At 64.1% G+C, this 22673-nt stretch carries 20 protein-coding genes and 1 pseudogene; 11 read left to right on the forward strand and 10 right to left on the reverse strand.

The features are described from left to right. Nucleotides 1-178: 178 nt before the first annotated feature. Together NLM33_RS43925 and NLM33_RS43930 are read right to left on the reverse strand one after the other, a co-directional pair. Entirely contained in the window at nt 179-1897 is a 1719-nt protein-coding gene (locus NLM33_RS43925) for a caspase family protein (protein WP_254104723.1), read from the reverse strand. Between the two features lie 100 nt (nt 1898-1997). Then, nucleotides 1998-3068 carry a retroviral-like aspartic protease family protein gene (locus tag NLM33_RS43930; RefSeq protein ID WP_254104724.1) on the reverse strand — a complete coding sequence of 357 codons (1071 nt, stop codon included), beginning with the start codon at nt 3066-3068 and terminating at the stop codon, nt 1998-2000. Nucleotides 3069-3273: 205 nt separating this feature from the next. Here NLM33_RS43930 and NLM33_RS43935 point away from each other — a divergent pair, with 205 nt between their 5' ends. From NLM33_RS43935 to NLM33_RS43955, 5 genes are all read left to right on the forward strand, one after another. After that, complete coding sequence (locus NLM33_RS43935; RefSeq protein WP_256570624.1) at nt 3274-4269, forward strand: ABC transporter substrate-binding protein; 996 nt, start codon at nt 3274-3276, stop codon at nt 4267-4269. Nucleotides 4270-4375: 106 nt separating this feature from the next. Then, nucleotides 4376-5731 carry a hypothetical protein gene (locus NLM33_RS43940; protein WP_254104728.1) on the forward strand — a complete coding sequence of 452 codons (1356 nt, stop codon included), beginning with the start codon at nt 4376-4378 and terminating at the stop codon, nt 5729-5731. Nucleotides 5732-5791: 60 nt separating this feature from the next. Next, entirely contained in the window at nt 5792-6988 is a 1197-nt protein-coding gene (gene metK, locus NLM33_RS43945; RefSeq protein ID WP_254104737.1) for a methionine adenosyltransferase, read from the forward strand. Between the two features lie 123 nt (nt 6989-7111). Beyond that, the gene (gene ahcY, locus NLM33_RS43950) at nt 7112-8533 is read left to right on the forward strand and encodes an adenosylhomocysteinase (protein ID WP_254104740.1); all 1422 of its coding nucleotides are present in this window, start codon (nt 7112-7114) and stop codon (nt 8531-8533) included. A 161-nt stretch (nt 8534-8694) separates the two neighbouring features. Continuing rightward, nucleotides 8695-10155, forward strand: a complete 1461-nt coding sequence (locus tag NLM33_RS43955; RefSeq protein WP_254104744.1) for an NAD(P)/FAD-dependent oxidoreductase — start codon at nt 8695-8697, stop codon at nt 10153-10155. Nucleotides 10156-10176: 21 nt separating this feature from the next. On the opposite strand, the pseudogene NLM33_RS43960 reads toward NLM33_RS43955, so the two are convergent. From NLM33_RS43960 to NLM33_RS43970, 3 genes and pseudogenes are all read right to left on the reverse strand, one after another. Further along, nucleotides 10177-10689 (reverse strand): annotated as a pseudogene (locus NLM33_RS43960) (YbfB/YjiJ family MFS transporter); the annotation flags it as partial. Between the two features lie 3 nt (nt 10690-10692). Further along, the gene (locus tag NLM33_RS43965) at nt 10693-10929 is read right to left on the reverse strand and encodes a 4-oxalocrotonate tautomerase family protein (protein WP_254104747.1); all 237 of its coding nucleotides are present in this window, start codon (nt 10927-10929) and stop codon (nt 10693-10695) included. Nucleotides 10930-10948: 19 nt separating this feature from the next. Further along, nucleotides 10949-11659 (reverse strand): SDR family NAD(P)-dependent oxidoreductase, encoded by a 711-nt coding sequence (locus NLM33_RS43970; RefSeq protein WP_254104750.1) that lies wholly within the window; start codon nt 11657-11659, stop codon nt 10949-10951. A gap of 217 nt (nt 11660-11876) precedes the next feature. Between NLM33_RS43970 and NLM33_RS43975 the strand changes: the two genes are divergently transcribed. The 5 genes from NLM33_RS43975 to NLM33_RS43995 all read left to right on the forward strand — a co-directional run bounded on the left by NLM33_RS43975 (nt 11877) and on the right by NLM33_RS43995 (nt 15815). After that, nucleotides 11877-12800: a LysR family transcriptional regulator gene (locus NLM33_RS43975; protein WP_254104751.1), complete on the forward strand. Its 924-nt coding sequence runs from the start codon at nt 11877-11879 to the stop codon at nt 12798-12800. Between the two features lie 136 nt (nt 12801-12936). Next, complete coding sequence (locus NLM33_RS43980) at nt 12937-13980, forward strand: alpha/beta fold hydrolase (protein ID WP_254104762.1); 1044 nt, start codon at nt 12937-12939, stop codon at nt 13978-13980. 141 nt (nt 13981-14121) lie between these two features. Beyond that, nucleotides 14122-14277 (forward strand): hypothetical protein, encoded by a 156-nt coding sequence (locus tag NLM33_RS43985; RefSeq protein ID WP_254104764.1) that lies wholly within the window; start codon nt 14122-14124, stop codon nt 14275-14277. Between the two features lie 117 nt (nt 14278-14394). After that, nucleotides 14395-15324, forward strand: coding sequence for an aspartyl/asparaginyl beta-hydroxylase domain-containing protein (locus NLM33_RS43990; protein WP_254104767.1), 930 nt, complete (start codon nt 14395-14397; stop codon nt 15322-15324). A gap of 32 nt (nt 15325-15356) precedes the next feature. Beyond that, nucleotides 15357-15815 (forward strand): nuclear transport factor 2 family protein, encoded by a 459-nt coding sequence (locus NLM33_RS43995; protein ID WP_254104769.1) that lies wholly within the window; start codon nt 15357-15359, stop codon nt 15813-15815. A gap of 9 nt (nt 15816-15824) precedes the next feature. On the opposite strand, the gene NLM33_RS44000 is transcribed toward NLM33_RS43995, so the two are convergent. The 5 genes from NLM33_RS44000 to galE form a co-directional block, all read right to left on the reverse strand. Then, the gene (locus tag NLM33_RS44000) at nt 15825-16649 is read right to left on the reverse strand and encodes a molybdenum storage protein subunit alpha (protein WP_254104772.1); all 825 of its coding nucleotides are present in this window, start codon (nt 16647-16649) and stop codon (nt 15825-15827) included. Nucleotides 16650-16662: 13 nt separating this feature from the next. After that, the gene (locus NLM33_RS44005; RefSeq protein ID WP_254104775.1) at nt 16663-17475 is read right to left on the reverse strand and encodes a uridine kinase; all 813 of its coding nucleotides are present in this window, start codon (nt 17473-17475) and stop codon (nt 16663-16665) included. Nucleotides 17476-17603: 128 nt separating this feature from the next. Next, complete coding sequence (locus NLM33_RS44010; RefSeq protein WP_254104778.1) at nt 17604-18305, reverse strand: fumarylacetoacetate hydrolase family protein; 702 nt, start codon at nt 18303-18305, stop codon at nt 17604-17606. A 35-nt stretch (nt 18306-18340) separates the two neighbouring features. Further along, complete coding sequence (locus NLM33_RS44015) at nt 18341-20149, reverse strand: ABC transporter ATP-binding protein (protein WP_254104782.1); 1809 nt, start codon at nt 20147-20149, stop codon at nt 18341-18343. Nucleotides 20150-20267: 118 nt separating this feature from the next. Then, nucleotides 20268-21281 (reverse strand): UDP-glucose 4-epimerase GalE, encoded by a 1014-nt coding sequence (galE, locus tag NLM33_RS44020; RefSeq protein WP_254104785.1) that lies wholly within the window; start codon nt 21279-21281, stop codon nt 20268-20270. A 127-nt stretch (nt 21282-21408) separates the two neighbouring features. Between galE and NLM33_RS44025 the strand changes: the two genes are divergently transcribed. Beyond that, complete coding sequence (locus NLM33_RS44025; RefSeq protein WP_254104788.1) at nt 21409-22446, forward strand: glycosyltransferase family 4 protein; 1038 nt, start codon at nt 21409-21411, stop codon at nt 22444-22446. Nucleotides 22447-22673: the final 227 nt, after the last annotated feature.

The following is a 22673-nucleotide window of genomic DNA, read 5'->3' on the forward strand; positions in this document are numbered from 1 at the left end:
AAGGCCGGGACCCATACCCCCAGGGAGAAGTTGTGGCGCGAAACTGGTAACCACCTGTCTTCGCCAAACATCGTCCTGTGGTTATGGGTCCCGGATCTGCGCTTCGCTTGTCCGGGACGACACTGAGTTTGAGGCGAGTTACTTTCGCCTCTCGGCAGACGTAGCGTGCCAGCGCCCGTCACTTCTCCGCCAGATAAACCTCGCCCAGCAGAGACGAGTTCGACCACGGCACCTGCTTGTTCTTGGTCGACGAGACGACCTCGGCGCGCACGCGCGTCAGCATCTGCTGCACCTCGAGCCCCGGCGTGCCGAGATGGCGGGAAAGCGCGGACGAGAACGGCGAATTGGCGCCTTCGCCATCGAGCGCAACCTGGCCCGGCGCCGTGGCGAATGCGATCAGCGTGCCGGCCCCCAACGTCGCGCCCGCGCCGAGACTGGTCGGCGCTGCGAGACCCGAGGCGCCTTCGATGCCGCGATTGGCGCCGGCGGCAGCCACCTGCGGCGCCATCGGGTTGTTGCGGCAGGCATCGAAGATCAGGATGTTGGTGCGGACCTGATCGTCGAGGCCGGCCATGATCGTGTCCATATCGATCATCGCCTCCGTCATGTTGGCGCCTGCCTTCAGCCCGACGTCGATCGGAATGAGATAGTTGCGGCCGTCGATCTGCACGCCGTGGCCGGCGTAGTAGACCACCGCGACCTGCGCCCGCGCCGCATCGCGCAGGAAGTCGCGCGTCATCTTCTGCATCGCCGCGCGGTCGAGGTCGATGCCCTCCGACACCGCGAAGCCGATGTCGCGCAGGCTCTTTGCGACTGCGCGCGCATCGTTGGGCGGATTAGGCAGCGCCTTGACGTGAGCATAGGCGCCGTTGCCGATGATCAGCGGCATGCGCTTGCCGCGGCCCGCCGGAGCAGGCGAGGGCGCAGGCGTCGTGCTCGCTTGCTGCCCTGCAGGCGCCGTCGTCTGCTGCGCCGTCGAGGTCGGCGCATCGCGCGGCGTCGGCACGGTTGCGTCGGATAGCAGCGACAGCCGCACCTTCGCCGTCGCCTGGTTGGACTTGCTGCCGGCGTCAGACGCCGTGACGCCGAGCGCGCCCTTGTAGTCTTCCTTGGCGTGCGCGTAGTCGCCCCTGGCCTCGTAGGCGAGCCCGCGGAACGTGTAGGCCGAGATCAGCACGCTGTTCGGCGGCGTCATGATGTTGACCGGCGGCTTGTCCTTGGCGAGCCGGATCGCTTCGCTGCCGTCGGCGATGGCGCGGTCGAGCTCGCCCTTGGCGCGCCAGATCGTGGTCCGGTGCACCAGCGGCTGCGACAGGCTCGGGTCGATGCGGATGGCCTGGTTGATGTCGGCGAGCGCGCCGTCAAGGTCGCCGAGCGCCTCCTTGCAGGCGCCGCGGTTCTGGTAGGAGAAGGTCGATTTCGGGTCGGCCTTGATCGCAGCATCGAAATCGGCAATCGCCTTGGCGTAGTCCTTCTTGCCCTGATAGGCATTGCCGCGGTTGTGGAAGATGGTTCCGCCCGGCGGCCCGAGCTTCAGAGCGTCGTCGAAATCGGCGATCGCGATGTCGTACTCGCCTTTGTCGAAATAGGCCGAGCCGCGCAGGTTGTAGACCGCCTGGCTCGGCTCAAGCCTGATGGCTTCGGTCGCATCCGTGATGACCTTCGCGTAGTCGCCCTTCTTGTTCCAGCCCACCGCGCGCCAGAAATAGACGGTGGCGAGCTGGCCGCCCTTGAACACCTTCAGCGCGATGATCTTGTTGCAGGCGTCGATCTGCTGGTCGGCCGGCGTGGTGTCGGTGGTGCAGAGCGGACCGAGCTGGCTGCGCGACTGCGCAAGGCAGGGTGCGGACCACACGGCCGTGGCGAGCAGGGAGAGGATGACGAGCAGGCGGCGCAAGGATACCTCGGAAAAACGGCTGCGAACGGAAAGGTGGATGTCGTCCGTTTGTCGCGGCGGAGGGATGGTCGGTTCAGCCCGCGCTGTCGCGACGAAAGCTTTACTTCTTCGGCTGGCGGGTGCGGATCTCGATGAATCCACCGGCCATCTGAACCTCAAACCGCGACAGGAAGCTCATGCCGAGCAGGCCGTCGACGCCGGCGCCATAGCTTTTGTCGTCGGTGTTCTGAATCGCGATGGGGACGTTGGTTGCCTCAAGCTTGCCGAGCCCGACCTTGTCGGCCTTGGAGAGTTTGGCCTTGGTCTGCCCGTTGGCCGTCATGAGCGTGATCTCACTGCTCCCGGTGTCGGGAAGCTTGGCGCGGTTCGCAAAGGCGGATTTCACGGACACGTAGCTTGCGCCGGTATCGAGAATGAACACCCCGGGCACGCCGTTGATCTGGGCCTTCACGGTGACGACGTTCTTCTGCCCGTGGAGCGGGAAGCTTTCTTTGCGAAACTCCTTCGATGCGACGCAGTTGCCCTGACTTTCATAGTCGGAGATGATTTTCTGGGTCTGACTGGTGTCGCGGGTTACTGGATCCAGCGCGACCCAGAGGTTGATCGGCGCCGTCGCCTCGCAGAATTGCTTGAGCGCGGCATAGGCAGCGGCCATATGCAGGAAGACTCGGCTCGAGATTGATTTCTTGTCGGCACCGAACAGCTCGATCGTGTCGGAGTAGTCGGCCAGTGCGCGCTTGTAGTCGCCGGTCCCCTCCAGCGCGACGCCGCGCAGATAGTGCGCGTTGTGGTTTGTCGGTGCGCGCCGGATGAATTCGTCGGCGACTTCGACGGCCTTGGGATAGTCGCTGAGTTTCAGAAAGATGTCGATCGAGCGGTGCAGGGCCGTGATGGGCGCGCCGCAGTTCATGACGAATTTGTAGAGCCCGTCGGCCGCCTGTCGCCGATAGCCGAGCTTATCCAGCATGAGAGCGAGATCGCCGATGCTCTTCTGGTCGCACGGCTCGCGCTTCAGCTCTTCGAGGCGCAACCAGACATAAGGGTCCCGCGCTGCCTGGACCGGAAGCACGCCGATGCGCTGATAGACGGTCGCGAAGACGTCGTCGGGGTTCTCGTCTAGGTAGCCAGCACGCGCAACGCCCGATAGTGCCGCAAGGAGAACCGCGGCCACCAAAAACAACCTGAACATATTCGCCCCAAAGTTACTTTTTTCGATCTTGTATACCGATAAGGGTGACGCGAAGCCAATCATTTTACCCGTCGGGCAAAACAGTACGCGTCGGGCGAAACACCCTGTCCCCGCGAATTCCTCTGCGTTGCGCCCTCGTAACCTGATACGATCCGAGCATTGCTCAGACGTCGAGGGGCGTTGTGCAATGAGGCGGCGGGATTTTACGGCCGGTCTGTTGCTTGCCACGGCGATCCGACCCGCGCGGGCACAGCGCGGCACGCCGCAGCGGATTGCGATCTTCCATCCGGCTATCCCCGTTGGTCTCCTGACCGAGACCGGCGGGGGGACGGCGTGGCGCGCGTTTTTCGGAGAGCTCCGTCGGCTGGGCTACGTCGAAGGACAGAATTTGATCATCGAGCGCTATTCCGCCGAGGGGCATCACGAGCGCTATGCTGACTTCGCCCGTGAGATCGTGGCGCGCAATCCGGACTTGATCGTCACCGGGACCAATCCGGTTGTGGTCGCCTTCAAGGCCACGACCAGCAGGATACCGCTTGTGGCGTTCATGCTGGATCCGCTGAAGGCGGGGCTGGTCGCCAGCCTGGCCCGACCCGGCGGTAACCTGACCGGTATTACGCTCGATGCAGGCATCGAAATCTGGGGGAAGCGCCTCGCGTTGCTGAAGGAAGCCGTTTCTCAGACCGCGAGCGTTGCCTTCCTCGGGATGCGTGACGGGTGGGAAGGTTCATTTGGGCAGGCCCTACGCGACGTCAGCAGCCAGTTGGGAATTTCACTGGTCTCGATGGTCCCGAACATCGGGACGACCGCGGAGATCGAGCGTGTCTTCACCGACATGGCCGAGCGACGGCCCGACGCAGTCTTGATTACCGGCGAAGGCGACCTCTACGCTCACCGGCAGCTGATTGCCGAGCTCGCGCTGAAACACCGCTTGCCGACAATGTGTCCCTACCGCGATTACGTCGATGCTGGTGGACTGATGGCCTATACGGTCGACCTCGCGGAATTGCTCAGGCGCATGGCCCAGGACGTGCACCAAATCCTGAAGGGAGCCGGACCCGGCGACATCCCGATTTATCAGCCGACCAAATTCGAACTCCTGCTCAACCTGAAGACGGCCAAAGCGCTCGGCCTCGTCCTGCCACCCGCGCTGCTGTCCAATGCCGACGAGATGATCGACTGAAGTGTCGGGCAAGACGCTGGCCATCTATTCAAACTCACGCTTCCTCCGTTGGGCAGATCATGCTAGGACCTGCCGGCCCAACCCGCTGCCCACCTCCGTCCCACCCATGAAGAACGACGAAATCCTCAGCCAGATCACCGAGTTCTGCCGCAAGGCGGACATGGCGGAATCGACGTTTGGCCGGCGCGCGGTGAACGATGGGAAGCTGGTGCAGCGCCTGCGCGAGGGGAAGCGCATCACCATCGACACGCTCGAGCGGATCCAGGCCTATATGGCCGCATCGATGACCGGAGGCCTGCCGCCGCCGCGAGGGCTTCAGGTGCCGCCGGAGAAGCGCGATCCGCGCGGTAATTTCCGCTTCTTCGAAAACCGGCAGAAATACCTGCTGTTCGTCCATACCTGCAGCGAGAAGCGCGTGGTCGCCGAGCGCGTGGCGCTCGAGCTCGCCAGCATCCATCCGCGCCCACCGGCCCTGCGCATATTCGACGCGGGCATCGGCGACGGCACGGTGCTGGCGCGGGTGCTGCGCGCCACGCACCAGCGCTATCCGCACATGCCGTTCTATGTCGCGGGCAAGGAGCTCAGTCTCGAGGACCTGCGCCTGACGCTGGAGAAGGTGCCGGACCGCATTTTCGAGCATCCGGCGTCGGTTTTCGTCTTTACCAACATGTTCTACTCGGAGGCGCCCTGGCTGACGCCGGCCTCGCCCGCCGCGGCCGCCGCCACCGTCTGGCACGAGGTTCCGCTGCGGGGCGCTTCGTCGGGAGAGTTCGAACAGCAGATCGCCGAGCTGAGGCCGTTCCTGGAGCAGAACTGGCGCGCCGCGATCAGCCCGCGCACGGCCATGCCGCTTTACGAGCGGCCCGTCGTCCTCGTGCTCTATCGCGAGGATCACAGATTCTTGCTCGATTCGACCATTCCGCGTCCGGGCCAGACCGAGGCCAATTTCGACCTCGTTATTGCATCCCAGCCATACCGCGCCCTGTCCTCGGTTAATTTTCGGGCAAAGCGGATCATTGCGCCTCTGGCGCGGGCATTGCGGCCAGGGGGGCGGCTGATCGGAATCCACTCCCATGGTCACGATCCCGGCATGGAAATGATCCAGGCGATCTGGCCTGGAGAAAATCCTTTCGCGGTGAGCCGACATGAGCTATTGCGCGCAGTTAAGTATGAGCTCGGATCGTTGGGCCGCGACCTAAACTTTAATGCTTATGCTGATAACCGCTCGATCTTCAGGTATGATATGGAAGCGCTGCCCAACGAGGTGACCGGGACCATCGGAACCTCGACAGCCTTTGCAGCCTGGAATGCGGCGGTGTATGTCGCTCAGATCGAGGACGACCGGTTGACAGAAATGACTCAAAACGGCCGCACTCTGGATGCCGCCAGGGACGTGCTGCGGAAGTACAACGGGCTCTGGTTTTACGACGAATCCTACGTCATCTCGCGCCGGCGTGATTGACATCATCCAAAAGTAAACATCGCAAACGACTGCCCAACGGGGCGGGACAAGGGGTTACTGATGCGAGCGTCCTATCTCTTCACCAGCGAGTCCGTGTCTGAAGGCCATCCGGACAAGGTCTGCGACCGCATCTCCGATGAGATCGTCGATCTGTTCTACCGCGAAGGACCGAAAGCCGGCATTGACCCGTGGCAGATCCGCGCTGCCTGCGAAACGCTTGCGACCACCAACAAGGTCGTGATCGCGGGCGAGACCCGTGGTCCCGCATCGGTCACCAACGAGCAGATCGAAAGCGTCGTGCGCGGCGCGATCAAGGACATCGGCTACGAGCAGGAAGGTTTTCACTGGAAGACCGCGGACATCGAGATCCTCCTGCATCCGCAGTCGGCCGACATCGCGCAGGGCGTCGATGCGCTTCAGCCGGGCGAGGTCAAGGAAGAGGGCGCAGGCGACCAGGGCATCATGTTCGGCTACGCCACCAACGAGACGCCCGACCTGATGCCGGCGCCGATCTTCTACGCCCACAAGATCCTGCGGCTGATCTCCGAAGCACGTCACTCCGGCCGCGAGAAGGTCTTGGGCCCGGACTCCAAGAGCCAGGTCACCGTGCAGTACGAGAACGGCAAGCCGGTCGGCGTGCGCGAGATCGTGGTCTCGCACCAGCACTTGGTCGAAGGACTCACCTCCAACCAGGTGCGCGACATCGTCGAGCCCTATGTGCGCGAGGCGCTGCCGAAGGACTGGATCAACGGCAAGACCATCTGGCACATCAACCCGACCGGCAAGTTCTACATCGGTGGTCCCGACGGCGACTCCGGCCTGACCGGCCGCAAGATCATCGTCGACACCTATGGCGGCGCGGCGCCCCATGGCGGCGGCGCGTTCTCCGGCAAGGATCCGACCAAGGTCGATCGCTCGGCCGCTTACGCCGCGCGCTACGTCGCCAAGAACATCGTCGCGGCCGGCCTCGCTGATCGCTGCACGCTCCAGCTCGCTTACGCCATCGGCGTGGCGCGTCCGCTGTCGATCTACATCGACACCCACGGCACCGGTAAGGTGCCGGAGGATCAACTCGAGAAGGCGGCAGCGCAGGCGATGGATCTGACGCCGCGCGGCATCCGCACCCATCTCGATCTCAACCGTCCGATCTATGCGCGCACCTCGGCCTACGGCCATTTCGGCCGCACGCCCGACAACGAGGGCGGCTTCTCCTGGGAGAAGACCGATCTCGTCGAGCCGCTCAAGCGCGCGGTCTGATCGATTCCGTCATTCCGGGACGTCGCGATAGCGGCGAACCCGGAATCTCGAACCTCTGGATTCCGGGTTCGCTCGTTTTACGAGCGCCCCGGAATGACTTTTTCAAACAACAGGACGCTCGACATGAACGCGAAGCCCGGCTTCACCGATTACATCGTCAAGGACATTTCGCTGGCCGATTTCGGCCGCAAGGAGCTCTCGCTCGCCGAGACCGAGATGCCCGGCCTGATGGCCACCCGTGAAGAGTTCGGCCCGAAGCAGCCGCTGAAGGGCGCGCGCATCGCCGGCTCGTTGCACATGACGATCCAGACTGGGGTCCTGATCGAGACGCTCGTCGCGCTCGGTGCCGACATCCGCTGGGTCTCCTGCAACATCTATTCGACGCAGGATCACGCCGCGGCCGCGATCGCCGCGGCCGGCATTCCCGTCTTCGCCGTGAAGGGCGAGACGCTGACCGAGTATTGGGACTACACCGCCAAGCTGTTCGACTGGCATGGCGGCGGCACGCCGAACATGATCCTCGATGACGGCGGCGACGCGACCATGCTGGTGCATGCCGGCGTCCGCGCCGAGAACGGCGACACCGCCTTCCTCGACAAGCCTGGCTCGGAAGAAGAAGAGATCTTCTACGCGCTGATCAAGCGCCTGCTGAAGGAGAAGCCCAAGGGTTACTTCGGCGAGATCGCCAAGAACATCAAGGGCGTCTCGGAAGAGACCACGACGGGCGTGCATCGCCTCTACGAGATGGCCAACAAGGGCACGCTGCTGTTCCCGGCGATCAACGTCAACGACAGCGTCACCAAGTCGAAGTTCGACAACCTTTATGGCTGCCGTGAATCGCTCGTCGACGGCATCCGCCGCGGCACCGACGTGATGATGTCGGGCAAGATCGCGATGGTCGCCGGATTCGGCGACGTCGGCAAGGGCTCGGCGGCTTCGCTCCGTCAGGCCGGCTGCCGCGTCATGGTCTCCGAGGTCGATCCGATCTGCGCGCTGCAGGCTTCGATGGAAGGCTATGAGGTCGTGACCATGGAAGAGGCCGCGCCGCGCGCCGACATCTTCGTCACCGCGACCGGCAACAAGGACATCATCACCATCGAGCACATGCGTGCGATGAAGGATCGCGCCATCGTCTGCAACATCGGTCACTTCGACAACGAGATCCAGATCGCCTCGCTTCGCAATCTGAAGTGGACCAACATCAAGCCGCAGGTCGACGAGATCGAATTCCCCGACAAGCATCGCATCATCATGCTGTCGGAGGGCCGCCTCGTGAACCTCGGTAACGCGATGGGCCATCCGTCCTTCGTGATGTCGGCGTCCTTCACCAACCAGACGCTGGCGCAGATCGAACTCTGGGCCAACAACAAGGACGGCAAGTACGAGAAGAAGGTCTACGTGCTGCCGAAGTCGCTGGACGAGAAGGTCGCGCGCCTGCACCTCGCCAAGCTCGGCGTCAAGCTCACCGAGCTGCGCAAGGACCAGGCCGACTATATCGGCGTCAAGCAGGAAGGTCCGTACAAGTCGGATCACTATCGCTACTGAGGCCCGATCGCCTCGCAACATGCAGAAGCCCCGGAGCAATCCGGGGCTTTTTGTTTTGCAGGCCGGAAACTACGGGGTTCTCCTCCCGGTTGCATCGCAGGCCGATTAGCGATTGACGCACGGCAGTGATGGTCGGACAATCCTGGGCGGCGGAGGAAACCATGCAACAAGAACATTTCGACGTCCTCATCGTCGGCGCCGGCCTGTCCGGCATCGGCGCGGGCTACCATCTGCAAACGAAATGCCCGGGCAAGAGCTACGTCATCCTCGAAGGGCGCGACTGCATCGGCGGCACCTGGGATCTGTTCCGCTATCCCGGCATCCGATCCGACAGCGACATGTTTACGCTGGGTTATTCCTTCAAGCCGTGGACCGATCCGAAGGCGATCGCCGACGGGCCGCAAATTCTCGACTACGTGCGCGAGACGGCATCCGAGAACGGCGTCGACAAGAAAATCCGCTTTGGCCATCGCGTCAGGCGCGCGTCGTGGTCGACGCCCGATGCGCGCTGGACCGTCGAAGCCGAGCGTCTGACGGGCGAAGGCGCATCCGAGATCGTACGCTTCACCTGCAATTTCCTGTTCATGTGCTCCGGCTATTACAAATACGAAGAAGGCTACACGCCGGAATTCAAGGGCATCGCGGATTTTCAGGGCCGCATCGTGCATCCGCAGAAGTGGACCGAGGACATCGACTACGCCGATAAGCGCGTGGTGGTGATCGGATCGGGCGCCACTGCCGTGACACTAGTGCCGGAGCTTGCGAAGAAGGCCTCAGAGGTCGTCATGCTGCAGCGCTCGCCGACCTACGTCGTGTCGCGTCCGGCGCAGGATCCGCTCGCCAACAAGCTGCGCCGCAACCTGCCGGCCACGCTCGCCTATCATTTGATTCGCTGGCGCAACGTGATGTGGGGCATGTTCTTCTTCCAGCTCAGCCGGCGCCGGCCCGCCAAGGTGAAGGATCTGATCCTGAAGGGCGTGCAGATGGCGCTTGGACCGGACTACGACGTCGCGACGCATTTCACGCCGCGCTACAATCCCTGGGATCAGCGGCTGTGTCTGGTGCCCGACGGCGACCTCTTCGCGGCAATCCGCGAAAAGCGCGCGTCCGTCGTCACCAACGAGATCGACACCTTCACGAAAGACGGAATTCGCCTCAAGGACGGCAGCGAGCTCGCTGCCGACATCATCGTCACCGCGACAGGGCTCGTGCTTCAGGTCGTCGGCGGGCTCGAGATCAGCGTCGACGGCCGCGTGGTCGATTTCGCCAAGACGCTGACCTACAAGGGCATGATGTACGCTGACGTGCCGAACCTCGCCTCGGCCTTCGGCTACACCAACGCGTCGTGGACGCTGAAATGCGATCTCACCTGCGAATATGTCTGCCGGCTCATCAACTACATGGACCGGCATAACTTCCGGCAATGCGTGCCGCACAATGATGATCCGGCGGTCAGTCTCCAACCCTCGCTCGATTTCACCTCGGGCTACGTGCAGCGCTCGGTTGCGAAGATGCCCAAGCAAGGTTCGAAACGGCCGTGGCGGCTTTACCAGAATTACGCCCTCGATATCGTCTCCCTGCGCTACGGCAGGATCGACGACGGCGTGATGCAGTATTCCTGATCGCCGCCGCCGTCCTTGCGCCTATTGCTTGCGTGGAGCCAGTGCCAGGCCGAGGTCGATGGCCAGCGCCAGCATCACGGCGCCTCCGCCGCGACCGAACAGCACCAGATAGTCACCGCCGGTCTGCGCATACAGCCAGGAGAAGCCATAGGCCGCAGCCGCCTCGAACAGGGCAATGCTGGTGGTTGCGTGGCTCCATGCGGCACGCTGCTGCTCGGCGCTGTGCGGAATGGGCTCATGGATGCGCCCGAGCACAAGCGGCACGATTCCGGGCGTGAAGGCGCCGACAACCACGCTCGACACGATCAGGGAGACCGGTGCGGTGCTGACAGTCGGAAGCAGGACCGCGGCGGCCTCGATCAGGAAAGCCGCGCGCAAGGAGGGTCCAAATCCGCTCCGGTCGCCGAGATGGCCGGTGACGAGCGGACCCACGATCGCGCCGAGACCATAGAGCACCCAGTAGCGCGATCCCGCCGCGATGCCTTGGCCCAGCCCGCGCGCCACGAAATCGATGATGAAGACCATGTGCGGTACGGATCAGCCTGGTTGCGTCGCGCGGCGGCGCCGGAATTCGAGGACAGGCATGCCGCCCCAACCCCAATTGTCGGTGTCGACCTCTTCGATCACGACGAAGGTCGAATCCAGCGGCTTGCCGAGGACATCGAGCAGCAACTGGCTCGAGCCCTTGATCAGCGCAGCTTTGTCCTCAGCGGTGAGCGACGCCGTGCCCGGCGTCGCTCCCTCGCGAGTTACTTGAATGGTGACGATGGGCACGGTGAATTCTCCTCTCGGCTCAATGGCCGGCGCTCTGGCCGCCGTCGACATGCAAGATCTCGCCGGTCACGAAGCCGGCCTGCTCGAGATAGAGCACGGCGTCGACGATGTCGGACGTCTCGCCCATGTGGCCGACGGGATGCATCCCGTTAAGCTGGGCATGCGTCTCGACCGGATGCATCGGCGTCTTGACGATGCCGGGCGAGACCGCGTTCACGCGAATGCCACGCTTGGCATATTCGATCGCCAGCGACTTCGTCGCGGCGGCGAGCCCGCCCTTGCTGAGCGATGCCAGCACTGATGGCACCTTCGAATTGGCTTGATCGACGAGGGTGGTCGTGATCTGGACGACGTGGCCCGAGCCCTGCTTTTCCATCTCGGCAATAGCCAGCTGCGTGATGCGGAAGAAGCCGGCGACGTTGATGCCCATCACCGCCGCATAGTCCTCGGCCGTGTATTGCGTGAACGGCTTCGCGACGAAGATGCCGGCATTGTTGACCAGCGTGTCGACACGGCCGAACCGGGCCACGGCCTGAGACACCACGCGCTCGGCGGTGTTCCAGTCGGCAATGTCGCCGGGAACGGCGAGGACTTCGTCATCGCTCGACGGCTTGATGCTGCGGGCCGTTGCGACGACCCGATAATTGCGGTCGCGGTAGGCTTGGACGAGGGCGGCGCCGATGCCCTGCGATGCACCGGTGATGATAGCGACTTTCTGCTCGATACCCATGATGGGCTCCTGGTGTTGAACGGATGCCGGTCGCCTGCGGAGCGGGACTGGCTTGCACGCTGAGGTACGCCGCGGCGGCTTGGTTGCGAATACGCGCTGTCCGGCAGACACTCTTTCGCGGCGCGGTCGAATGGCGGATCGGCCCTTGCGGCGGTTGTCGTGCCGCGCGTGAGCGCCTAGCTTGCGGTTCGGACTTTGCTGGGGCGACGGAAGGCGCATGGATCGTCTCGACGCGATGAAGGTGTTCGTCCTTGCGGTGGACGAAGGCAGCCTTGCTGCTGCTGGCCGCAAGCTCGGCCGCTCGCCGGCCGCAGTGAGCCGTGCCATCGCCTTTTTGGAGGAGCGGGTCGGCACCGAGCTCCTGCACCGCACGACGCGGTCGATCAAGCTCAGCGAGGAGGGCGAGCGTTACGTGGCGATCTGTCGCCGCGTACTGACCGAGCTGGAGGAGGCCGACGATATCGCGGCGGGCCCGCGTGCCGCGCCGCGCGGCACGCTTGCAATCACTGCGCCGGTGGTCTCCGGCGAGATGGTGCTGCGGCCGATCCTCGACACTTTCCTGGATGCCTACCCGACGGTGTCGGCAAAACTGTTGCTGTTCGACCGGGCGGTCAATTTGATAGAGGAGGGCATCGACGTGGCGCTCCGCATCGGTCCTCTCTCGGACTCCGCGATGGTGGCGATGAAGCTCGGCGACGTCCGCCGTGTCGTGGTGGCTGCTCCGCGATATCTCAACCAGCATCCACGCATCGTGGAGCCCGGCGATCTCGCCAAGCATCAGATCGTCGCCATGGCCCACCTGCCGAATTCCTGGACGTTTGCGCCGGAGCCCGGCTCCATGGTGCCGCGAACAGTTCAGTTCGCGCCGCGGCTCGTGATCAACAGCACCTATGCCGCGGTCGCTTCCGCCGTCGCCGGGCGTGGCGTCGCGCGGATGTATTCCTATCAAGTCGCCGAGCAGGTACGGCGCGGCGAGCTCGACGTGGTGCTTGCCGGCGACGAGGATCCCGAAATGCCCGTGCACCTGATTTCGCCGCAGGGCCGGCTGTCGGTGCCGAAAGTGCGAGCCTTCACGGATTTTGCCGTGCCGCGGTTGAAGAAGCAGTTCGCGGTCCTCAAGAAGGCTATCGACACTCGCTGAATTGTGACTCGTTCGCCGCGCGAAAGAGTGCTTATCGCAGACCGGCCATTCGCCGCCGTCTCGCTTGCGCCTACATCCGTCGCGATACAGCGGCCGCTCTGTCGCATTGCGCGCCTTCCAAATGCAGGAGATGAAGATGTCAAAAGAGATAAACAGAGATCGTCGTCGTTTCCTGGCCACCGCCGCGATTGGCGTCGCCGCACCATTCGTTTTCGGCGGCGTCGCGGCCGCGCAGTCCGCGAGCCCCTCGACCTTGCCCGCGATCAAGCCGGGTACGAACACGTCCTTCGCCGCGATCAAGCAGATCGATGCCGGCGTCCTCAACGTCGGTTACGCCGAGGCCGGTCCGGCCGATGGTTCCGTGGTGATCCTGCTGCACGGCTGGCCCTATGACATCCACAGTTTCGTCGATGTCGCGCCTGCGTTGGCGAAGTCGGGTTATCGTGTCATCGTTCCGCATCTGCGCGGCTATGGCACGACACGCTTCCTCTCCGGCGAGACGATGCGCAACGGCGAGCCCGCAGCGCTCGCTGCCGACATCGTCGCGCTGATGGATGCGCTTGGCATCAAGCAGGCGACGCTCGCCGGCTATGATTGGGGCGCACGGACCGCCAACATCATTGCGGCGCTCTGGCCGGAGCGCGTCAAGGCGATGGTGTCGGTGAGCGGCTACCTGATTTCGAGTCAGGCAGCAGGCAAGATGCCGCTGCCGCCGGTTGCCGAGCTGCAATGGTGGTATCAGTTCTATTTCGCCACCGAGCGCGGCCGCGAAGGCTATGCCAAGAACCGGCATGACTTCGCCAAGCTGATCTGGAAGCTCGCCTCGCCCCAGTGGCATTTCAACGATGTCACCTACGACCGCAGCGCGGCCTCGCTCGACAATCCCGATCATGTCGACATCGCGATCCATAATTATCGCTGGCGGCTCGGGCTGGCCGAGGGCGAAGCAAAGTATGCCGAGCTCGAGCAGCGGCTGGCGGGCCTGCCGGTGATCACCGTGCCTACAATCACCATGGAGGGCGATGCCAATGGGGCACCGCACCCGGAGCCCTCGGCCTACGCGAAGATGTTTTCCGGCAGATACGAGCACCGGACGATCACCGGCGGCATCGGACACAATCTGCCGCAGGAAGCCCCGCAGGCCTTTGCCCAGGCCGTCCTCGATATCACCGCGAGCTGACGGCGCCGGCCGCGCCATGCGTTGTTTTGCGTATTCGAGGCCGGAGATGAATCGGCCATGCTGCCCAAACGGTTAACGCCGGATTAACCGGCGAGTCCTAGGCTGTCTCGGCCGGGGTGCTCGTGAATCGAGGGACGCCCAATGGAAGCCCAGAAGATCGCGGTCGACGCCGTCGTCGCGCTGACTGATTGTGACCGCGACGCCGTCACCACCTTCATCCGCCGGCTCTATCTCGAAGGCGTCAGGGACCCCAAGCGTCTGACCTTCAAGGGGCTGCAGGCGCTCGCGCGGGCCTGATCGCATCCCCAGCTGTCTCAACTGTGTCGAGAACGACGGAACCCGTCTGCGGCGCCTTGCCGCTAGCGGCGGGCCGGGCTACACGAGACGCAGCTGGGTCGCTTGGGGATCGGGGAAATGCTGAAACAGCTCTTTGCGCCGCAACTTGTCATCCTCTATGTGCTTGCGGCATCAACGATTTACGTCCACTTCCGTGGCAAGCAGCGGCTGCGCTTTGCGCGCCAGCTTGGCGATCATTCGACCTATCTCGCACCCTACAACGTGCTGATGTATGCCGGCTCGGCCGTGCCGAACAAGCCGGTGATCTCGGTTGATCAGTTTCCGGAGCTGAAGCCGCTCAGCGAGAATTGGGAGACGATCCGCGACGAGGCGGTGCGCCTGTTCGATGAAGGCTTCATCCGCGCCGCGGCGAAGAACAATGACTGGGGCTTCTATTCGTTCTTCAAGAGCGGCTGGAAGCGCTTTTACCTGAAATGGTACGACGACTTCCTGCCCTCGGCGCGCACGCTGTGCCCGAAGACGGTGGAGCTCTTGAACTCGATTCCGTCGGTGCACGGCGCGATGTTTGCGATGCTGCCGCCCGGCGGCAAGCTGGGCGCGCACCGCGATCCCTTCGCCGGATCGCTGCGCTATCACCTCGGGCTCGTCACGCCGAACTCGAACAAGTGCCGGATTCTCGTCGACGGCGTCGAATGCGTCTGGCGCGACGGCGAAGCCTTCATGTTCGACGAGACCTTTATCCACAGCGCCGAGAACGCGACCGACGTCAACCGCATCATCCTGTTCTGCGACGTCGAGCGCCCGATGAAGTATGGCTTCATGACCGCGATGAATCGCTGGGTCAGCCATAACATCGTCAAGGCGTCGGCGACCCAGAACGTCGACGGTGAGAGCGTCGGCGTGCTCAACAAGGTGTTCGGCAAGCTCTACGAAATCCACCTTGCGAGCCGCAAGGTCAAGGAGTGGAACCGCAACGTCTACTACACGCTGAAATATTCGCTGACGGCGGTGATCCTCGGTCTTATCGTGATGTCGGCGCTGCGGTGATTGCTGCGTCCGCGCCGAATTGGGAGTAGGCAATGGCCCCGTTGCCGGCCGCCGACGCCGAGACAGAGCAGTTCTTCCGCCACTGGCTGGAAACCTTCGCGGGCTATGTCCGCGAGGTCGACTACGCCTCGGCGAGGCCGCTCTTCCATCCGGATGTGCTTGCCTTCGGCACGCACAACGACGTCATCCCTGGTCTCGATCAATGGGTCGTGACGCAATGGGATAACGTCTGGCCCAAGACAACCGACTTCCGCTTCGTCCTCGAGCAGATCTCGATCCTGGCCTCGCCGGACGGCACGATGGTGACCGTGATCGTGCCGTGGACGAGCACGGGCTATCACGCCGATGGCAGTCCGTTCCCGCGCCCCGGCCGGGCGACGATGGTGTTCTCGGGGAATGCCGATGGCTGGCTGTGTGTCCACTCCCACATGTCGCTCAACCGCGGTGTCCCGCAGGTGAGCCATGCCAACCGACCGGTGAAGGCCTGGTAGATCGAGTCCTCAGGCCGGCGCACCGGTCTGAATGATCGTCCCGACGTGCTGGCCGCGCAGGGCCGCCGTAAGCCGGCCCGGAACGAGGCCGTTCACGACCTGCACGCGCGCGATGTGCCGCGCGTTCGCCATGACCTCGATGAGCGCCGGATCGAACGGCAGCGTGCCCTTGAGCTTGCCAAGCTCGGCGACGCCGGTCTCGCGCAGCAACTGCGCCTGCTTGCCGTCGGCGGCATTGGGATCCGCAGTGTAGACGCCGTCGACATCCTCCACGATCGTGAGGCCGGCGGCGCCCAGAGCGTCCGCGAGCAGGAAGGCGCCGGTGTCGGCCCGATGCAGCGGGATGCGCGAGGTCGGGAATTCATGATGGTGGTAGGGCGGAAACGCGCTGCCCACGACCGCGCGGGCTGCCGAGAGATGAATGGCGAGCTGGTGCGCGATGGTCGGGTGCTCGATGTAGGACACGCCCTCAGGCGCGAGCAGGCTCGCAAGGATATGGCCGTTCTGGCCGGCCTCGCTTGCGGCGAGCGGCGCGAGCGACCCGACGGGGAGGCCGAGGTCGAGGCCGACGCTGTAGAGATGGCGGGCGCGGACGCCGGCGCCGGTCAGGATCAGCAGGCGATGCTCTGACAGCAGCGACCGCAGCTCGTCGACGAGGGGAAGGATCACTTCGTGACCGCGATCCATCAGGCGGCCGCCGATCTTGATCACCTGCACCCAGGGCAACAGCTTGATCGGGCTGCTGCCTGCGACGGGGCGGGTGAGATCGCCGTCGAGCAGTGTCTGACGTGCGAGCGGCGAGGCGACGTGCTTGATCTGGTTGGTGACAGTCATGGCGCTGGTCCCTTCAGCTCGCGGTGATGATGGTGCCGACATGCTCGCCCGCGAGTGCGCGGGTCAGGTTGCCGGGAACGAGGCCATTGACGATCTGCACCTGGTGGACATGGCGCGCCGAGGTGAGGAGGTCGAGCACGGGAAATTCCAGGATCGAGTCCTGCAACCCCTTGGCCTTCATCTCGGCCACCGAGATCTTTGGGATGAAGGTGGCGTTCTTCGCGGTCTTGGGATTCGCGGTGTAGAGGCCGTTCTCGTCCTTCACGTAGATCATCGCCTTGCAGCCGAACTGCTCGGCGACGAGGAAGCATCCGGCGTCGGTGCGATAGGGAGGGATCACGCCCTCGGCCGCGGGCCGCATCCACAGGCTATAGGGCGGCATGCCGCTGAAGATGACGGCGTTCACCTCGGCCAGGAACAGCGGCACGGACGAGAGCCCGGCGCTAGAGACCGCGGAAATGCCGTGCTTGGCAAGAAGTTGCCCCAGCATCGCGGCGTTCTGATCGGCAACGGAGGCGCCGAGCTGCGAGAGCACGCCGGCCGGCAGGCGTAGCCCCGCCGCGATCGAATAGAGATGCCGCGCGCGCGTGCCTGCGCCGGTCCCGATCAGGAGCTTATGGGCCTTGCGCGCCGCGACGATCTCCTCGACCAGCGGATAGACCGCGGCGCGGCCACGATCGATGACGCTCTGTCCGCCGATCTTGATCACCGTGGCATCCGGCAGGATCCGGAAGTCCGGCGCTGCTTCCGCCGCGGCCTGAAGCTGTGGATCCGTGAGCGAGCGCTGCATGAGGAGCGCTTCGAGCTCCGTGGTCGTGTTCGACATCCGAGACATCCTCTCGTTTGAGTGCATTCTCGACACAGGCCTGCCGGCCGAGCCACCGGGATCAGCTTAATATGGAAAAGCCCCGGAATGCACTCCGGGGCTTTGCATTTCGGGTGCCGGACGCAGCTTTACTCCGGCTGGCCGATCGAGACCTTCAGCGAGCCGACGCCGTCGACGCCGCATTCGAGCTTGTCGCCGGGCTGGAGCTGCGACACGCCGGCGGGCGTGCCGGTCAGGATGATGTCGCCGGCGGCGAGCTTTACCTGCTGCGAGAGCTGCCAGATGATCTCCGGCACGTTCCAGATCAGCTCGGTGAGGTCGCCCTTCTGCGCTTCCTTGCCGTTCACAGTAAGCCAGATCTTGCCCTTCGACGGGTGGCCGATCTTCGAAGCCGGCTGCACCGCGGAGCAGGGCGCCGAACCGTCGAACGACTTGCCGATCTCCCAGGGACGCTCCTTCTTGCGCGAGGCGATCTGGAGGTCGCGGCGGGTCAAGTCGATGCCGACGGCGTAGCCGTAAACATGGTCGAGCGCCTTCTCGGCGGGGATGTTGAGGCCGCCGCTCTTCATCGCGACGATCAGCTCGACCTCGTGATGCAGGTCCTTGGTCAGCGGCGGATAAGGGATGGTGGCGCCATCGGGCACCAGCATGTCGGCGTGCTTGGCGAAAAAGAACGGCGGGGCACGCTCGTCATTGCCCATCTCGCGGATGTGCTCGAGATAGTTGCGGCCGACACACCAGATGCGGCGGACCGGATAGCGGCCGGATTCGCCGACGACGGGAAGCGAAGCCTGAGGCGGAAGCGGGATGACGTAGGAGGCGGCGTTCATGAAGCGGTCTCGCTGCTCTTGGGTGATAAGAATTCCTAAGCGGTTGCGCTGATCGGCGCCAGTCCCAGGGGGCTGGTGTCGTGATGCTGGAGACGGAAGAACGAGGCGTAGCGGCCGGAGCGGCGCAGCAGCTCGTCGTGGCGTCCGTGCTCGACGATCTCGCCGCCCTCGACCACCAGGATTGCGTCCGCGTGCATGATGGTGTGCAGGCGGTGCGCGATCACGATCGTGGTGCGGTTCCGGCACAGATGCTCGATCGCCTCCTGCACCTGCTTCTCGGATTCGGAATCGAGCGCGGCGGTGGCCTCGTCCAGCAGGATGATCGGCGCGTTCTTGAGCAGTGCGCGCGCCACCGCGATGCGCTGGCGCTGACCGCCGGAGAGCTGCGTGCCGTGCTCGCCGACCGGCGTGTCGTAGCCGAGCGGGAAGCTCATGATGAAGTCGTGGGCGCAGGCCGCCCTGGCGGCATCGATGATCTCATCCTCGGTGGCACCAAACCTGCCGAAGGCGATGTTGTTGCGGATGGTGTCGCGGAACAGATAGACGTCCTGGCCGACATAGGCGGTCTGTGCGCGCAGCGACTTGCGCGACACCGACGAGATCGACTGGCCGTCGATCAGGATGTCGCCCTGCGTCACCTCGTAGAAGCGCAGCAGCAGCGCCAGCACGGTCGACTTGCCGCCGCCGGAGGGGCCGACCAGCGCGGTGACCTTGCCGGGCTCGGCAGTGAAGCTCATGCGGTTGAGCACGGTCTCGCCGGCGCGATAGGCGAAGCTGACGTCGTTGAGCTCGATCCGCGCGTCCGACAATTTCAGCGCCGGCTTGTCGTCGTCGGATTGCTCGCTCGCCGGGCTGTCGACGACTTCGAGCAGCATGCGCGCGCCGACGAGCTGGCTGTTGAGGTCGATGTTGAGCCGCGCCAGCCGCTTGGCCGGCTCGGTCGCCATCAGGAACGCGGTCATGAACGAGAAGAACTGGCCGGGTGTGGCGCCGAGCGCGACCACGCTGTAGCCGCCATAGAGCAGGCAGCCGGCGACCGCGAAGCCGCCGAGCATCTCCATCAGCGGATTGGAGCGGTTGGCGACGCGCGCCATCTTGTTGGCGTTGCGCTCGACGACACTGATGTTCTCGTCGATGCGGCTTTGCATCGCATCTTCCAGCGTGAATGCCTTGACCGTGCGGATGCCTTGCAGCGATTCCTGCATGGTCTCCAGGATGTCCGCGGTGCCGGTGAACTGGTTGTAGGCGAGGCCCTTGATGCGCTTGACCAGCTTGCGCAGCACCAGCATCGCCGGCGGCACGGCGACGAGGCCGATGAACGACATCAGCGGATCCTGCCACACCATCACGCCGATCATGGCGAGCAGCATCATCAGGTCGCGCCCGACGGCATTGACCAGCATGTTGAGGACGTCGGTGATGGATTTGGCGCCGGCGGTCAGCCGCGCCAAGAACTCCGAGGAGTGCCGCTCGGAGAAGAAGCCGATGCTCTCGCGCATCAGCTTGGCGAAGAGTTGCCGCTGGTTGGTGGCGAGGATGGCGTTGCTGATCTTGGTCAGGATCACCATGTGGCCGTAGGTCGAAACGCCCTTGATGAACAAGAGGATCACCGTCACGCCGGACAGCATCGCGATGCCCGGGACGTTCTTGTCGACATAGGCCTGGTTGATGACCTGGCCGAGAACGTAAGTCGCGGCCGCGGTCGCGCCGGCGGCCGTTGCCATCAGCGCGAAGGCGACCAAATAGCGCCGCCAATAGGTAATCCCCTGTTCCATGACGAGGCGGCGAATCAGGATCGCTGCCGCATAGGGATCGTCGGTGATTTTCTTTGGAAACTGGGCCATCCGTAGTCCATTGACGGCTGGGGGCAAAACCTGCCCGCGCGTCAGGGATCGAATGGCCTCTGTGCCCGCTCAGACGGGGTTTTTCAAGCCCAATTAAGGACTTGCAAACCTAACGATTCTAGGCCGAGACCGCCTGGCGGAGCTCGCCGTGGCGCTCGCGGAACAGCTGTTCCTCCCAGGCCAGCGCGTGAGCCGCAATCGTCTCGAGGTTCTCGTATTGCGGCTTCCAGTCCAGCACGCTGCGAATGCGGCTGGTGTCGGCGACCATGGTCATGATGTCGCCGGGCCGGCGCGGCGCGTACTGGACCGCAAAGCTGCGCCCCGACACGCGACGCACGGCATCGATGGTCTCGAGCACGGAGTAACCGCGGCCATAGCCGCAGTTCAGCGTCGTCGAGGCGCCGCCGCCGCGCAAGTAAGCCAATGCTGAGCGATGCGCCTGCGACAGGTCGGTAACGTGGATGAAGTCGCGGATGCAGCTTCCGTCCGGGGTCGGATAGTCGGTGCCGAACACGTCGATCTTGGCGCGCTGGCCGGTCGCGGCCTCGACCGCGATCTTGAGCAGATGCGTGGCGCCGACGGTGGCAAGCCCGATGCGCGCCTGCGGATCGGCGCCGGCCACGTTGAAATAGCGCAAGGTCACATATTGCATGCCGTAGGCCGAGGCGACGTCGTGCAGCATGATCTCGGTCATCAGCTTCGAGGAGCCGTAAGGCGAGAGCGGCCGCGTCGGCGCCTGCTCGGGCACCGGCACCTGATCGGGATTGCCGTAGACGGCGGCGGTGGACGAGAAGATGAAGCGGTTGATGCCGCGCTTGACTGCGACATTGAGCAGGTTGCGCGCGGTCATGAAGTTGTTGCGGTAGTAGCCGAGCGGATCGCGCATCGATTCCGGCACCACGACCGAGCCCGCGAAATGGATGATGCTCTCGATGTTGTGCTGGGCGATCACGCCTTCGAGAAGGTTCTCGTCGCCGGCGTCCCCAATGAACAGCGGCACGCCTTCCGGCAAGTAGGCGGAAAAGCCCGTGGAGAGATCGTCGATCACGACGACGTCCTCGCCGGCTTCCGCCAGCGCCAGAACCGTGTGACTTCCGATATAGCCGGCACCGCCGGTGACAAGCACAGTCATGATCTCACCCGTCTTCCGATCATCCACCGATGCTAGCGGTTGCGTGGTGAAGAGGGGGTATCGGCGCGGCCGAACTGGTCACTATGCTTAATGTTGCGTATAGGAACTTTGCGAAACGGAGCGTGACGTGGCCAATTTCCCGGGCGATCTCGAACTGATCGTGCCAAATCTGCACAGGCGCTATTCCGGCGTGACTGCGACCAACCGGATGGTCGCGCCGCGCCTGGCAAAGCTGTTTCGCGCCGCCTGGTTCGGCTCGGATGCGCCGGAGGGGATCGCGCGGCTCGACGTTGCCGGTTTCCTGAAACTATGGCGCCGGCGCGCGCCGCTGATCTGGCACGCACGGCGCAACAACGAGATGATCGCGGGCGTACTCCTGCGCGCGCTCGGCTGGCCCTTGAAGCTCGTGTTCACATCGGCCGCGCAGCGGCATCATAGCTGGATCACGCGCTGGCTGATCCGGCGCATGGACGCGATCATCGCAACGTCAGACATCTCCGCGTCGTTCCTGAAAGTGAAGGCGACCGTGATCCCGCATGGCGTCGACACCGACGTCTATGCGCCACCTTTAGATCGCGCCGCGGCGTTTGCGGAAGCCGGGCTGCCCGGCCGCTACGCGATCGGCTGCTTCGGTCGCGTGCGTGCGCAGAAGGGCAGCGATGTCTTTGTGGAAGCGATGTGCCGCCTGTTGCCGCGCTATCCGGATTTCACCGCCGTCATGGTCGGTGCGATCACGCCGGAGCAGGTGCCGTTCGCGAATGATCTGAAAAAGCGGATCGAAGCCGCCGGCCTGCAATCGCGCATCGTCATCACCGGTGAATTGCCGATCGATGAGGTGCAGCGCTGGTATCAGCGCCTGACGATCTACGCCTTCACCTCGCGCAACGAGGGTTTCGGCCTGACACTGATCGAGGCGATGGCGGCCGGCAGCGCGCTGGTAGCCTCACGCGCCGGCGCGGCCGAGCTCGTTGTCGAGGACGGCGTCACCGGCGTCTTGACGCCGCCGGGAGATGCGGACGCCCTGGTCGCCGCGCTCGAGCCGCTGATGCGCGACCCGGCCTCAGCGCTCGCCATGGGCGCACGCGGGCGGGCACGGGTGCTCGAACGGTTCAGCCTGGATGCGGAAGCCGCTGGGATCGGGGACGTCTATCGTCCGCTGCTCTGAACCGGGGCTTTTCGGGGCTCAAAACAAAATGTCCAAAACAACCCCATGCAAAGTAGCCGATAACGGCTGGGGCGACGCGTTGACTGCGGACGATGATTTACGGATTTTACGAAATCAGCTTGACGCGTCGGGCAAATCACCTGTAAACAGGCATCATCGCAGAAATGATCGAGCCCGCGCCGTCACCGGCCGCGGGCTTTGTTCTTCGGTGTCCTTGACAAATTGTT

The organism is Bradyrhizobium sp. CCGUVB1N3 (assembly GCF_024199925.1).
Taxonomy (GTDB): Bacteria; Pseudomonadota; Alphaproteobacteria; order Rhizobiales; family Xanthobacteraceae; genus Bradyrhizobium.